Origin of the sequence: Roseivivax sp. THAF197b (assembly GCF_009363255.1) — a bacterium.
Classification (GTDB): domain Bacteria; phylum Pseudomonadota; class Alphaproteobacteria; order Rhodobacterales; family Rhodobacteraceae; genus Roseivivax.
Window position 1 is genome coordinate 1,775,365 of the sequence record NZ_CP045318.1, and the last position, 12,092, is coordinate 1,787,456.

Annotated in this window: 11 protein-coding genes; 4 read left to right on the forward strand and 7 right to left on the reverse strand. The window is 64.7% G+C overall.

Going from position 1 to position 12,092, the window contains the following annotated elements:
* Nucleotides 1-515 precede the first annotated feature (515 nt).
* The 4 genes from FIV09_RS08885 to FIV09_RS08900 form a co-directional block, all read right to left on the reverse strand.
* The gene (locus FIV09_RS08885; RefSeq protein WP_216646969.1) at nucleotides 516-968 is read right to left on the reverse strand and encodes a hypothetical protein; all 453 of its coding nucleotides are present in this window, start codon (nucleotides 966-968) and stop codon (nucleotides 516-518) included.
* 118 nt (nucleotides 969-1,086) lie between these two features.
* On the reverse strand, nucleotides 1,087-2,013 hold the full coding sequence (locus FIV09_RS08890; RefSeq protein WP_152449603.1) for a DUF2493 domain-containing protein: 927 nt from the start codon (nucleotides 2,011-2,013) through the stop codon (nucleotides 1,087-1,089).
* Between the two features lie 251 nt (nucleotides 2,014-2,264).
* Entirely contained in the window at nucleotides 2,265-3,308 is a 1,044-nt protein-coding gene (locus tag FIV09_RS08895; RefSeq protein ID WP_152449604.1) for a toprim domain-containing protein, read from the reverse strand.
* 99 nt (nucleotides 3,309-3,407) lie between these two features.
* Nucleotides 3,408-5,537, reverse strand: a complete 2,130-nt coding sequence (locus FIV09_RS08900; protein WP_152449605.1) for a ParB/RepB/Spo0J family partition protein — start codon at nucleotides 5,535-5,537, stop codon at nucleotides 3,408-3,410.
* 170 nt (nucleotides 5,538-5,707) lie between these two features.
* On the opposite strand from FIV09_RS08900, the gene FIV09_RS08905 reads away from it, so the two are divergent.
* Nucleotides 5,708-6,097 (forward strand): antitoxin Xre-like helix-turn-helix domain-containing protein, encoded by a 390-nt coding sequence (locus FIV09_RS08905; RefSeq protein ID WP_152449606.1) that lies wholly within the window; start codon nucleotides 5,708-5,710, stop codon nucleotides 6,095-6,097.
* The gene (locus tag FIV09_RS08910; protein WP_152449607.1) at nucleotides 6,094-6,783 is read left to right on the forward strand and encodes an RES family NAD+ phosphorylase; all 690 of its coding nucleotides are present in this window, start codon (nucleotides 6,094-6,096) and stop codon (nucleotides 6,781-6,783) included. The genes FIV09_RS08905 and FIV09_RS08910 overlap by 4 nt, the downstream gene beginning before the upstream one ends.
* Nucleotides 6,784-6,857: 74 nt before the next feature.
* Here FIV09_RS08910 and FIV09_RS08915 read toward each other — a convergent pair whose 3' ends face one another.
* Together FIV09_RS08915 and FIV09_RS08920 are read right to left on the reverse strand one after the other, a co-directional pair.
* Entirely contained in the window at nucleotides 6,858-8,048 is a 1,191-nt protein-coding gene (locus FIV09_RS08915; protein WP_152449608.1) for a DUF932 domain-containing protein, read from the reverse strand.
* An 89-nt stretch (nucleotides 8,049-8,137) separates the two neighbouring features.
* Nucleotides 8,138-9,226 (reverse strand): site-specific integrase, encoded by a 1,089-nt coding sequence (locus tag FIV09_RS08920; RefSeq protein ID WP_152449609.1) that lies wholly within the window; start codon nucleotides 9,224-9,226, stop codon nucleotides 8,138-8,140.
* 152 nt (nucleotides 9,227-9,378) lie between these two features.
* On the opposite strand from FIV09_RS08920, the gene dusA reads away from it, so the two are divergent.
* Entirely contained in the window at nucleotides 9,379-10,335 is a 957-nt protein-coding gene (dusA, locus tag FIV09_RS08925) for a tRNA dihydrouridine(20/20a) synthase DusA (RefSeq protein WP_254702336.1), read from the forward strand.
* A 143-nt stretch (nucleotides 10,336-10,478) separates the two neighbouring features.
* On the forward strand, nucleotides 10,479-11,789 hold the full coding sequence (locus FIV09_RS08930; protein WP_172975667.1) for a calcium-binding protein: 1,311 nt from the start codon (nucleotides 10,479-10,481) through the stop codon (nucleotides 11,787-11,789).
* Nucleotides 11,790-11,835: 46 nt separating this feature from the next.
* Here FIV09_RS08930 and FIV09_RS08935 read toward each other — a convergent pair whose 3' ends face one another.
* Nucleotides 11,836-12,090, reverse strand: coding sequence for a DUF1289 domain-containing protein (locus FIV09_RS08935; protein ID WP_152449612.1), 255 nt, complete (start codon nucleotides 12,088-12,090; stop codon nucleotides 11,836-11,838).
* Nucleotides 12,091-12,092 lie beyond the last annotated feature (2 nt).

Genomic DNA, 12,092 nt, shown 5'->3' on the forward strand with positions numbered 1-12,092 from the left:
GGTCTTTCTTGCCGCGCGAGGAATGGCGTCCGCCAGGGGAAGAAAGTCCGGACGCGCTGTTGCGTTCAAGGCGGTCGAGGCGTCAGCCGATCCCGGTCAGATCAGCCGCTGAGAGGCCCGCAAGGGACGCGTGGCGTCATGCCATGGAAGAGGGGGTGACAGGCTACCTCTGGATCGCGCAAGACCCCGGCAGCGGACGTCGTGCAAAGACAGGTTTTAGCGTGCAGGCGGAAACGGTGCATGTCCCGAACGTGCTTCGGTACTCCGGGATTGCCCCCTCTCGCCGTGTCTGTGTTTGTCTGCCGTGTCGTTCGGTCTGCCGACGATCCAAGTGCATACGCGACCGGGGCCATGCGCTACAATGTGGGTTTTGGCGATCTGGCTTTGCTCCGCTGGTCCTGCCGAGCCGCAACGCTGCGGTGACGGCGAGCATCGAGACCTTTTTCAGCAATCGGTTGCGGCGCACGCTGACGATGTGGCTGACGGCACGCACCGGCGCAAGCTTAACAGGGCGTTCAGTGTTCGTCGAAAGACCTGTGCGGATGCGGGTCTGACATGGCGTTGACCTCGGACCAGCCCGATGACCGCGCCCAAGCTGTACAGCCGATAATGAGCGCGCCCAGCCAAGACAGGAGGGTGATGGTCGCAGCGCCCGCGCTGCCGAATTCGGCAAGACCCTTTGCCGCATGAAATCCGGCGATACCCGCGGGGACCGCGTAGATCAGACCGATGGCGAGTTTGAGCGGGGCCCAACGGATGCGGTCAAAGGCGAATTCTCCGAGAGCGGCGACGAAGCCGCCGATGAAGAGGCCCGCAATGATCGACAGGAAAACGCCTTGGCCCGTTTCATACAGATACATGCCGGACGTCAGCCCGATCGCGAAGGGCAGGGCGTAGACAGCCAGGTTGAACAGGATCCAGCAGAGGGCACCAAGGCCGAACAGCGTGAAGAGGGTGGAGAAAAACATGAGGCACTCCTTTCGAGAACAAGGATCGCGCCGCCACCTCCTCCACTGGCACGGGCGGATCATAGCAGAAAACGGCGCGCCCCGGGAGAGTCCGGGGCGTGCGTCGGCGGAAATCCGGTCATGCCGGTGGGGCGGCTTTCGGCCGGAAGTCGAAGAGGGGAATGCCCATCGCGCGGGCCTTGTCGGCGAGATTTTCTGTGATGCCGGAGCCCGGGAAGACAATGAGGCCGATGGGCAGGGTATCGAGCAACTGATCGTTGCGCTTGAAGGGCGCCGACTTTCCATGCCGCGTCCAGTCGGGCTTGAAGACGGTCTGCGTCACGCTGCGGTTGTCGGCCCAGCCAGCGGCGATGCGTTCGGCCCCGCGTGGCGCGCCGCCGTGCAGCAGGACCATATCGGCGTGTTTCGCGTGGACGCGGTCGAGGGCCGCCCAGATGGCCGTGTGATCGTTGCAGTCGAGCCCGCCGCTAAAGGCGATCTTCGTGCCCTGCGGCAGGAGCGGTTCCAGATCGGCGCGGCGTTTTGCGGCCAGGTGGTCCCGACTGTCGATCAATGAGGCGGTTAGTGTGCGGCGGTTCACATGGCTGCCGGCCCTTGGGTGCCAGGTCTGGCCGAGATGGGTCTCGAAGAGATCTGCCGCGAGATCGCGCATGGCCTCGTAGGCGTTGCGCCGTTCGAGCAGCGTGATGCCCTCCGCGATCAGGGTTTCCAGTTCGACCGAGCGGACTTCGGATCCGTCCTGTTCGCGCTGCGCGCGTTTTTGTGCCTGTTCGTTGCTGTCGAGATCCCGGCCAGTCCGCGTCGCCATACGGTGAAACAGGTTCGTAGTGGACCAGAGCAGGTCTTCAAGGTCGGGCTCTAGGCGCGTGTCGGACAGCGTCGAGACGAGCGCGTCGAAAATGTCGACGACGGCGGTGCGAATGGCGTCGGGTTCCGGCAAGGGGCGGGGATCGGGCTCGTCGGTGAAGGGGCGCCAGCCGTAGAGCTGCAGTTCCTCGAGCACAACGGCGGTGGAGGATCGGGTTTGAAGATGTGTGTCGGTCATGATGTCGTCTCCGGTTGTCGAAGACCGCGCCTCTCGCGGCCTTCCCGGGCAACGGAAAAGCGGGGGCCGGACGGGTCTGCATTCTCAGGGGTCCCCGTTGCGCCCACGCGATGGGGTGGAACCGGAGCGCAGCGGAGGACGGCCATGGCCGTTGCGGGCCCGTCCGGGCTCTGCTCCGTTTTGCCCGCTCTCGGAAGGCCGGAAGGCGTGGCTCTGATCACGGAGGCGCTGGCCGACTGCGCTGACTCCGATCAATCGATGGCGTGGTCGTGGAAGGTCACGGCATCCTCGGGCGCCAGTTGCGGACGCAGATGCGCGCGCAACGCGTCGCGGCCAGATGCTCGCAGATCGTCATTGAAATCGCCGAGACAGGGGGAGAGATGGACGGCGTCGATCCCGGCCCCTCTGGCCCGATACGCCAGTTGGTCCGCGGTGGACAGGCCTGCCGGGTCGGCATCGACGGCGATGTAGAGGCGGCGAAGATCGGCGGGTAGCTGCAGGGCTGCGAGATGATTGGCGGACAGAGCCGCCACCGCAGGCAACTCCGGCAGGGCCAGATGCAGGGAGAGCATGGTCTCCAGCCCTTCGCCTGCGGCCAGCACGCTGACCGGTTTGCCGATGCGAACACCATGGCCGAGGAGATTGCCCATCGCCTTGCGCGGTGGAATGACCGGGGCCTTGTCCGCAGTGGCGGGGTCAAGCCAGGTGCGGTGCAGGCCGGTAAGCCGTCCGTCGAGGTCCGTCACCTTGGCGAGTAGGGCGGGCCAGTTCTCGGGCGGGTCTGTCAGCGCGTGATCCTCGCGCCAATAGAAGCAGTTCGGGTGAAACCGGAAGTTGTCGTGATGGCCCAGCCCGGTGAGGCCGCGCCCTGCGAGATAGCGTTCCGCCAAGGTGCCCGACATTGGCTGGCCCATGGCCCAGAGCCGCCGCGCGGCCTCGGGTGAGCCGCGAGAGGCTGGCGGATTGTTGGCGCGGTGCCTGTCCGTCTGCGGCAGGCTGAGAAACCTGCGCGCTTCGTCCAGCGTGTCCCTCAGGGTGGTGATCCCCATGTTCAGGGCGATCAGGTCCAGAAGGTCTCCGTGCTGCCCGGTTGCGGAATCGGTCCACTTGCCAGCCGCACCAAGGCCGGAGTTCGGACCGGTCAGCCGAACGTAGAGGCTGCGGCCCGGCGTATTCTGCACATCGCCTACGATCCAGTAGCGGCCCTGTTTGCGCCCGTTCGTGAGGTAGTGACGGCAGACGGCCTCGGCATCCTCGGCCAGGCGGCGGGCGATGTTGGCGGCGGGGCTGTGCATGCTTTGTGCCTCCTGTCGTGGATGGAAAAAGGGGCCCGCCATTTCTGGCGGACCCCGGTTGCCGGAACTCGGGGGAAGGAGCTCTGACCTGCTCGAAGGTCACTCGGCGGCTGTCCGGGCGAAAGCGTCACCGGCGACGGGATCATCTTCCTCCATGGGGTCGGAATCTCCGATAGCCGGTTCGCCGCCGTTTTCCGCCGATTGCGCTTCGCCGCTTTCAGGATCGTCGTCCGAAGGTTCTCCATCGGCGCTGTCCGCATCGTCGACCAGTTCGATCTCCGGCGCGTCCTCTTCCGGCAACGGCGGCGTGCGCAGCGGGTCCGGCAGCCAGCCGGTGCCGGAGAGCAGGTCCTCCGCTGCCGTCACCATCTCGGCCTTCTTCAGCCCCGCGATGCGGTCAGCGGCGTCCTCGCCCTTCGCTTCGCGAACTGCCTCGAGGATGCGGGCCTTGGTGACCCGACCGAGGTAGCTGTCGCCTGTCGCCGTCCAGCCCGCCTTGGCCATGTCGAGCCCGACGGTCCCGGCCAGCACATCCGCATGCACGATGGCACACGGTCGGCGCTGGTAAGGGTCGTGGACGGCATTGACGGTCACCGCCACGCAATGGGCGAAGAGCGCCTCGCGGCTGCAGCTGTCGAACTCGGTCAGGGCCTCCCAGAGGTCCTCGGGCGCTTTCGGCAGGTTGCGCGCCCAGGTCTCGTGGCGTTGGTCGATGGCCTGCGCATAGGCCGTGTCGCCAAGGCCCGGCACCTGCGATCCGAAGGCCGCGTTGCGCGGTTCGATCTCGACGCAGCTGTCGACGGCGTAGCGGTAGAAGAGCCGCAGGACCATCGCGTGCAGCGCCGCGAGGAAGGCGACCTGCGGGTCCTGGGCCAGCGCATTCCGCAATGCCAGCGTGCGATGGGCCGTCAGTTCCATGACGAGGCGGTCGGAAAGCGGCTTGAGGCCGTCATCCTCTTCCTCCTCGTCTTTGGTGGAAGTGACGGTATCGTCGGTGTCCTCGACCGGCGCCGCTTGCGGTGCGACCTCGTCGGCGCCCTCCACCTCCTCGACCGGCTCATCCTCTTGCCGCACATAGCCCCGTTCGACGCGCAACCGCCCGGAACTGTCGATGCTGACGAAGGCCCCAGCCAGCGCGAGGTCTTCCGCCTCGAACCGGATCGGACGCGCCTCGAACGCCTCCATCGCCTCCTCGATCTTGCCCAACCGGGTATCGACCTCGTCGGGCAGCTCGTCGGCCTCCGCATGCTCCGCCTCAAGCGCGTCGTATTCGGCCTTCAGCGCCTGATAGCGGGCAGCCTCCTCGTCGCTCATCGGCACCGCTTCGCCATGAACCCGGCGCATCCCGAAGGTATGGCCGTAGGGGAACTCGGTATCGACCTCGACCCATTTCCAGCCTTCGGCACGGACTGCCTCGGCCTCCTCGGCCAGTTTCTCGCGCACCATGACGTCGAGCAGGGCGGAATCCTGCAGCCAGCCGCCATCGTCCTGCTGGAACAGGTCACGCATGATCTCACCCCCGGCCTCGACGTAATCGTCGAGCCCCACGAACTGCGCCCGCTTGTCCGAGGCCCGCACCGCGTCCTCGGTCAGCATGCGGCGGATCTCGTAGGGCTGCCGCGAATAGTGCCGCTGCAGCGCCTCCCAGACCTGCTCCTGCCGTGCGTGATCGGGATTGACAGTGAAGGCCATGAGCTGGTCGAGCGTCATTTCCTCTTCGGCATAGGCATCGTGCAGCGAGGGCGCGACGGCAGCCAGCTTCAGCCGCTGCTTGACCACGCTGGCCGAGACGAAGAAGGCCGCGGCGATCTCCTCCTCGGTGCGGCCTTTCTCGCGCATCGCCTGGAAGGCGCGGAACTGGTCGAGCGGATGCAACGGCGCGCGCTGGACGTTCTCGGCCAGGCTGTCCTCTTCGGCGAGCCCGTCTGTGCGCACGATGCAGGGCACCAGCGCTGTCTTGTTCATGCGCTTCTGTTTCACGAGCAGCTCGAGCGCCCGGAACCGCCGCCCGCCGGCGGGGATCGTGTACATGCCGGTCTCGGCGCCACTGTCGTCCAGCACGGGCCGCACGGTGATCGAGCTGAGCAGCGTCCGCCGCGCGATGTCCTCGGCCAGTTCCTCGATCCACACGCCGGCCTTGACGTGGCGCACGTTCGACTGGCTGAGCATCAGCTTGTTGAAGGGGATGTCGCGCGAGGCGCTGAGGGTGATTTTCTGTTGCTTGGTCATCGGGATATCTCCGCGACAGGCCAGCCGGGAGCCTCTCTCCCGACCTCCAAACCCGTCACGGAAAACCCGGCACCCCTCTAACTCTCGAGGCAGCACAGAGCTCATATGGACTTGCAAAGAAATCCATATGATCTTATCTTATCAATCAAACTAGGAAGGAGCGCCAACACATGGAAAACGTTGTTCTGGAACGTCCTGCGCCGGATCGGCAGGGGGTCGCGCTCAAGGCCTTCACGCGGATCGCGGACGCTTGGTCACTCACCTTGCGGGAGGCCGCGGCGCTGGCGGATATGTCGGAATCCACCTGGAAACGGGCCAAGAAGCCTGATTTTGCCGGAGATCTGACGCGCGACCAGATGCTGCGCCTGTCCGCGCTCATCGGCCTCTACAAGTCGCTCGAGCTCTATTTCAATGAGCCGATCTCGCGCGACTGGGTGAAGCTGCCCAACCGGGGTCCGGAATTCGACGGCGCGCGGCCCGTTGACGCGATGATTGAAGGGGGATTGCCCAGGATCCTGCGCGTGCGGGGCTATGTTGATGCGCTGCGGGGCGGGGTTTGAGGATCACGTCGGTCAATGACCGTGCTCTTGTCAGGCTGATTTCCGAGACCCATCACAAGCCCCCAGTGCTGAGGGGGCTGGTCGACAGCGACGAGGAGGCCGCGGTTCTCGCCGAGATCGAAGGCGAGACCAGTGCCCGCCTGATCGCCGAAGCGCAGGGCAGTCCCGCGCTCGACCGCCGCGAACTCGCCTTCGCGCGGCGGTCGCATGACCTGACCCTTTACGGTCAGAGCCATATCAACGCGGCATTCACCTACACGAGGCCCAAGGGCAACCGGTTCAACACTGGCGACCGCGGTGCGTGGTACTGCGCCTGGAACATGCTGACGAGCGCGCAGGAAGTTGGATTTCACCGGACCCGTGAATTGGGCTTCATCGGCCGCTACGAGGACGAGGCGCGCTACGTGGAACTGCTGGCGGATTTTATCGGGGATTTCCCGGATCTGCACGGAGAGGCGCATCCGGCGCTCGATTCGGTCCCCGAGCGGGGCTACCCGGCCGGGCAGCGCCTTGCCGCCGACTTGAGGGCAGAGGGGCATCGTGGACTGATCTACCCATCCGTGCGCCACCCGGGCGGGCGGTGCTTCGTCGCCTTCGATCCCGGTATCATCCAGAATGTCCGTCCGGGCGCGAGCTGGAAGCTTGTCTGGCAAGGCGCGCCGGAATTTACGATCGAGGGGCTGTGACGCCCCTCGATATCTTCATTCAGTGCTTGAGATTATCACGATAGGGCGTTGATCCCAATTTATATTCAGCGCAATTAGGCTTTCTCCAACAACGCCTTCGCCTTCCCCTCCATGACCAGCCGCGCATCCTGCTGCGGCTTAAACCGGGCCACCGCCGTGATCCCTTGCACGAAGTCGAAGACGCTCTCGGGCGGGCGGCCTTCCTCGGCCAGCACCGTCTCGACGATCCGCCCCGTCTCCGCCTTCGAGAAACCGCGCTTGCGCAGGAAATCCTGACGGTCCTCGTCGGACCGCGCGACGATCTTCTCGCGCGCCGCGCGGATGCCGTCGATGAAAGGCGCGGGCGAGGACTCGGCGAAGCGGCTCAGCGCCGGAGCAGCCTCATGTGCGAACCGGGAGGCGGCGTATTTCGAATGCCGGATGGTGATCTCCTGGAAATCCTCGACGCCCCAGAGGTTACGGTTCTGGCAGACGGCACGGAGGTAGAAGCTGGCGATGCCGAGCGTTTTGGCACCCACCTCGGAATTCCAGCAGTAGAACCCCCGGAAATAGAGGTCGGGTGAGCCGTCGGGCAGCAGCCCCGCCTCGATTGGGTTGAGGTCGTCGACGAGGAACAGGAAAACGTCGCGGTCCGAGGCGTAGAGCGTCGTCGTCTCCTTCGTGACGTCCACGCGCGGGTTGTAGATGCCGGTGGACCAGTCGAGGACGCCGGGGACCTTCCAACGCGTGTCGCCTGTCCCGTTGCCGGCGATGCGCTGCACGGCGGAGACCAGTTCATGGTCGTAGATGCGGCCATAATCGGGGCCGGTCACGGCGCGCAGTTCCGTGCGGCCATTCGCGACTTCCATGGTCTTGATCTGCTCCGCGCGGTGGTTGGTCAGACCGTATTGCAGGTTGATCCCCGCCAGCGGCGCGGGCAGTTGCCGCAGATAGGCCGCGGGCGCGCCGACAAGGCTCGAGAGCTGGCCGAAGGACCAATGGGTCGGCGCGATGGGTTCATCCGTGCCTGGCACGACAATGCCCAGCTTCTCCGGGTTGTCGCGATGCGCCTCGACCCGGATCGCGGCGCTCTCCACCGTGCGCGTCCGGCTCCGCTCCGCACGGCCCTTGACCGAGGCGAACAGATCGTCGAGTGACAGATACCGCTCGTCATCCGGCCGCGAGAACCACTCGGACGACACGCGGTCCACATTGGTGCCGCGCGACACATCCACCCTGTAGCCGCCGCTCATATCACGCCCGGTATCGATAGTCTCGGTATTCATGGGTTTTCTCCCGCGACGGGCGGCCGAAAGCCTCTCTCTCGACCTCCAAACCCGTCACGGGCCGGGACGTCACCCCTCTGACTCTCGGATCACTCGGCTGCGCGGGTCTCGAGCCGGGAAGGGGCGCGCGACGCGGCAAGCCGGTGCAGCGTTTCCGGGCGGATATGCGTGTACCGGCGCAGCATTTTCCAATCCTTGTGGCCGGTGACCAGCGAGACCTGTTCGATCGCGAAGCCGGCCTCGAACAGGCGGCTTGTGCCCTCATGGCGTAGATCGTGAAAATGCAGGTCCTTCACGCTGACCTCGACGCAGGCGCGCCGGAAGGCCGTTCCGACCGATTTCGAGTTGTAGGGAAAGATCCGGCCCCTTGCGTGCCCGAGTTCCTTTGCCTGTTCGGTGACCAGCGCCCAGGCGTCGAACCCCGTGACGGCGAAGAGTGGGATCCGCTGGTCGTTTCCGGTCTTGTTGCGCGGATCTTTTCGGTCGCGGATCAGGAGCATCCGGCGGTCGACGTCGAGATCGGTCCATTCGACGCGGCAAATCTCGTCGAGCCGCATCGCCGTGGCCACCGCGAACTTCACGATGCGTGTCATCGGCAGGGTGAGCCGTTCGTTATCATCGAAGCAGCTGAAGAGGCGGTTCAACTCATCCGTGCGCGGGCGCCGATCCCGCTCCGTACCCTTGCCGATGAGTCCAAGCCGCTTGAGCGCAACGCGCGCCAGATCAACGGGTTCCGGAGAGATGTCGAGCCCGTGCACGGCTGCAGCGTGGGTGATGATCATCTTGATCACGCCGATGTCGATCCCGAGTGTCACCGGACCCGCACCTTGCTCCGCGCGCATCTTGCCGTAGTCGATCAGCTTCTGCCGGTCGAGGTGTCCGATCTTCTCCTTGCCCAGATCGCGCTTGAGCGTCGTGAGCGTGGCGGCCTTGCTGCGACGCGGCGGTTTCCCTACCTCGCACATATCGGTTATATGAAGGTCGATGAGGTCGCCAAAGGTCTGGAGGCGGGAAACGGACGACTTGTTCGGCGCCAGCCCCTGATCGACCCGGGTCTCCGCTTGGCGGGCCCAACGATGGGCGTCGTCGCGGCGGAGGAACGTCTCGCTCGCGTAGCGGCCCTTTCGTCTGATCTGGACCCGGTATGCACCGGAGGGGAGCTTGGTGATGGAGGCCATTTTCGTGTGCGCTGTGTGTGCAATGAGTCGTCGTAGAGGGGCAAATTCGGGGATATTGGGGCGTATTCCAGCGTAGCAGCATCCGCCGCCAACAGTTTGAAGATACACAAAAAATGCAAATAAATCAACACGCTAGATTATCCTGTGCCCCTATGATGGATTGGACCGACCGGCATTGCCGGGTGTTCCATCGTGTGCTCTCACGCGAGACGCTGCTTTATACCGAGATGGTCACCGCCCCGGCACTTGTGCGGGGAGGGGCGTTGCATCTGCTCGATCACGCCCCCGTCGAGCATCCTCTGGCGCTGCAACTCGGCGGCAGCGATCCGGCTGAATTGGCCCAAGCTGCGCGGCTCGGGGCGGAATCGGGCTATGACGAGATCAATCTCAATTGCGGTTGCCCGTCGGACCGCGTGCAGTCGGGCACTTTCGGAGCGGTCCTGATGAAGGCGCCCGAAACCGTGGCGCGCGCTGTGAGCGCGATGCGGGACGTCGTGGACGTGCCGGTCACAGTGAAGTGCCGCATCGGTGTCGATGATCAGGATGCCGAAACCGTCCTTCCGGACTTCCTTGCGCAGATCCGCGATGCGGGTTGCACGCGCGTGACGGTGCATGCGCGAAAGGCCTGGCTGCAGGGCCTGTCGCCCAAGGAGAACCGGGACATTCCTCCGCTGGATTACGACCTCGTGCATCGCATGAAGGCGGCCTTCCCGGACATGCACGTGTCAATCAACGGCGGCATCGAAACGCTGGACGCCGCAAAGGGCTTCCTCGAAGCAGGGCTCGACGGGGTGATGATCGGGCGCGCCGCATATCACCGGCCGTGGGATATTCTGGCCGATGCCGACCGGGCGATTTACGGCAAGGATCGCGCCCCCATTGCGCCCGAGGATGCGGCCTGCGCGATGCAACCCTATATCGCGGATCACATCGCGGGCGGGGGCAAGCTGCACCAGATCACACGCCACATGCTGGGGCTTTTCACCGGCCGGCCCGGCGCGCGTATCTGGCGGCGCGTGCTGTCGGAGAATGCGACCCGTCCGGAGGCGGATGGCCGGCTGATCGACCGCGCGCTCGAAGAGATGCAGGTGGCCCGCGACGCGGCGTGAGCCAAGTATGGCGGAAATGTGGCGCAATCCGGGCCGTCTCACGCCTTCGTTTCCACATCCGCAACAACAGCACTTAAAGCTATGAATTCCTGTAATTCTGCCGGATTATCGCCACGTTAATAATGGCCCCGGGGGATCGGTTCATGATTTGGCTGCTGAGCGCTTTGCCGTTTTTGCTTATTTCGACGCTCGTTTTTCGCGACGACGATGATGATGACGACGACGACAACGCGTCGAACGGAAATGATGACCCCGATATCGGCGAACCGCCCCTTTCCGGCGGGGTGGATGACGATCTTGACCTCACGGAGGAAGACGACCGGTTCGATGCCAGCTCCGGCAACGATATCATCCGTGGCCTCGGCGGGAATGACTTCATCGAGGGAAGCTCGGGCAACGACGCGCTGTCCGGCGGTGATGGAGACGACAGCCTCTTGGGCGAGGGCGGCCTCGATACGCTGGATGGCGGGCCCGGCAACGACGTGCTCGATGGCGGGATCAATGACGATGACCTGCTGGGCGGCACCGGCAACGATGTGATCGACGGCGACGATGGCGACGATTCCATCAAGGGCAATGACGGCGACGACACGCTCAAGGGCGAGAACGGCGACGACACACTTCAGGGCGGCCTTGGTGAGGATGACATAGACGGCGGCGCGGGCGCTGACTTGGTCGATGGCGGTGCGAATGATGACGCTTTGAGTGGTGGCGATGGCGACGATCAGCTTCTCGGGCTCGAAGGGCGAGACACTCTTCTGGGAGGCACGGGAAACGATACGCTGGATGGCGGTACACATGACGACACGCTCGAAGGAGGTGATGGCGACGACGTGCTGATCGGCGGCGGATTCAATGACAGCCTCGATGGCGGCGCCGGGAACGATACCGCCAATGCAAGTGTCGGGAACGACACAATCACTGGCGGTTCAGGCGACGACTCCCTCCTTGGAGGTCTTGGTGAGGACGTGATCGACGGGGGTGACGGCAATGATCTGGTCGAGGGCGGCTCCAATGACGACGTGGTGCGCGGTAATGACGGCGACGACACCGTTCTGGGCCTCGATGGCAATGACACGCTCAGCGGCGGTGCAGGGGCGGATATCCTCGATGGCGGTGCCGATGAGGATCAGCTGACCGGCGGCACGGAGAGCGACACCTTCGTCGTGTCCCTGCAGCGCGAGGATGGGGAAGCCGCGCCGGAGAACACCGCGACGATCACCGATTTCGTCACCTCCGGGGAAGAGGAGGACCTCTTGCAGATCTTCCTGGGCGCGGAGGATTCACCCGATGATCTTTCGGTTACGGCAGATGGCGCCGATGCGATCATCAGCCTCGGCGAGGGGGCCGATGCGGTAGATATCGTGCGGATCGTGAACGGCATCACCAACAATTTCACGCTTGAGAACGTGGTCACCATTGCCGAGGAGACGGTGCCCGTTACGGCCGTCTGAGGACTGCGCGAAGGTGAGTTATCGAAAGCTTCGACGTCCGGCGCCCTCAGGTGTCGGGCGTCAATCGTGCCTGACGGCCGCCGCGGCGCTTTTTCAGGCGTGGCGCACGCGAGGGCAACTCGGCCATGATGGCGCGACGCTCCTCGGCGGACATGCGAGACCAGCCGGTGATTTCCTCGATGCTGCGCAGGCAGCCGACACAGAGCCGCTCGGCCGGATGGACGACGCAGGTCTGCACACACGGGCTTTCGATCTCGTTCCGGCGCCAGACCTTGTCTGACGGCGTCTGCCGGTCGGCCATAT

Coding starts and splice junctions, on each gene's coding strand:
- FIV09_RS08895 (WP_152449604.1), bottom strand. CDS start 3,308: ATGCACAGCCCCGCCGCCAACATCGCCCGCCGCCTGGCCGAGGATGCC.
- FIV09_RS08885 (WP_216646969.1), bottom strand. CDS start 968: ATGTTTTTCTCCACCCTCTTCACGCTGTTCGGCCTTGGTGCCCTCTGC.
- FIV09_RS08905 (WP_152449606.1), top strand. CDS start 5,708: ATGGAAAACGTTGTTCTGGAACGTCCTGCGCCGGATCGGCAGGGGGTC.
- FIV09_RS08900 (WP_152449605.1), bottom strand. CDS start 5,537: ATGACCAAGCAACAGAAAATCACCCTCAGCGCCTCGCGCGACATCCCC.
- dusA (WP_254702336.1), top strand. CDS start 9,379: ATGATGGATTGGACCGACCGGCATTGCCGGGTGTTCCATCGTGTGCTC.
- FIV09_RS08920 (WP_152449609.1), bottom strand. CDS start 9,226: ATGGCCTCCATCACCAAGCTCCCCTCCGGTGCATACCGGGTCCAGATC.
- FIV09_RS08915 (WP_152449608.1), bottom strand. CDS start 8,048: ATGAATACCGAGACTATCGATACCGGGCGTGATATGAGCGGCGGCTAC.
- FIV09_RS08935 (WP_152449612.1), bottom strand. CDS start 12,090: ATGGCCGACCGGCAGACGCCGTCAGACAAGGTCTGGCGCCGGAACGAG.
- FIV09_RS08930 (WP_172975667.1), top strand. CDS start 10,479: ATGATTTGGCTGCTGAGCGCTTTGCCGTTTTTGCTTATTTCGACGCTC.
- FIV09_RS08890 (WP_152449603.1), bottom strand. CDS start 2,013: ATGACCGACACACATCTTCAAACCCGATCCTCCACCGCCGTTGTGCTC.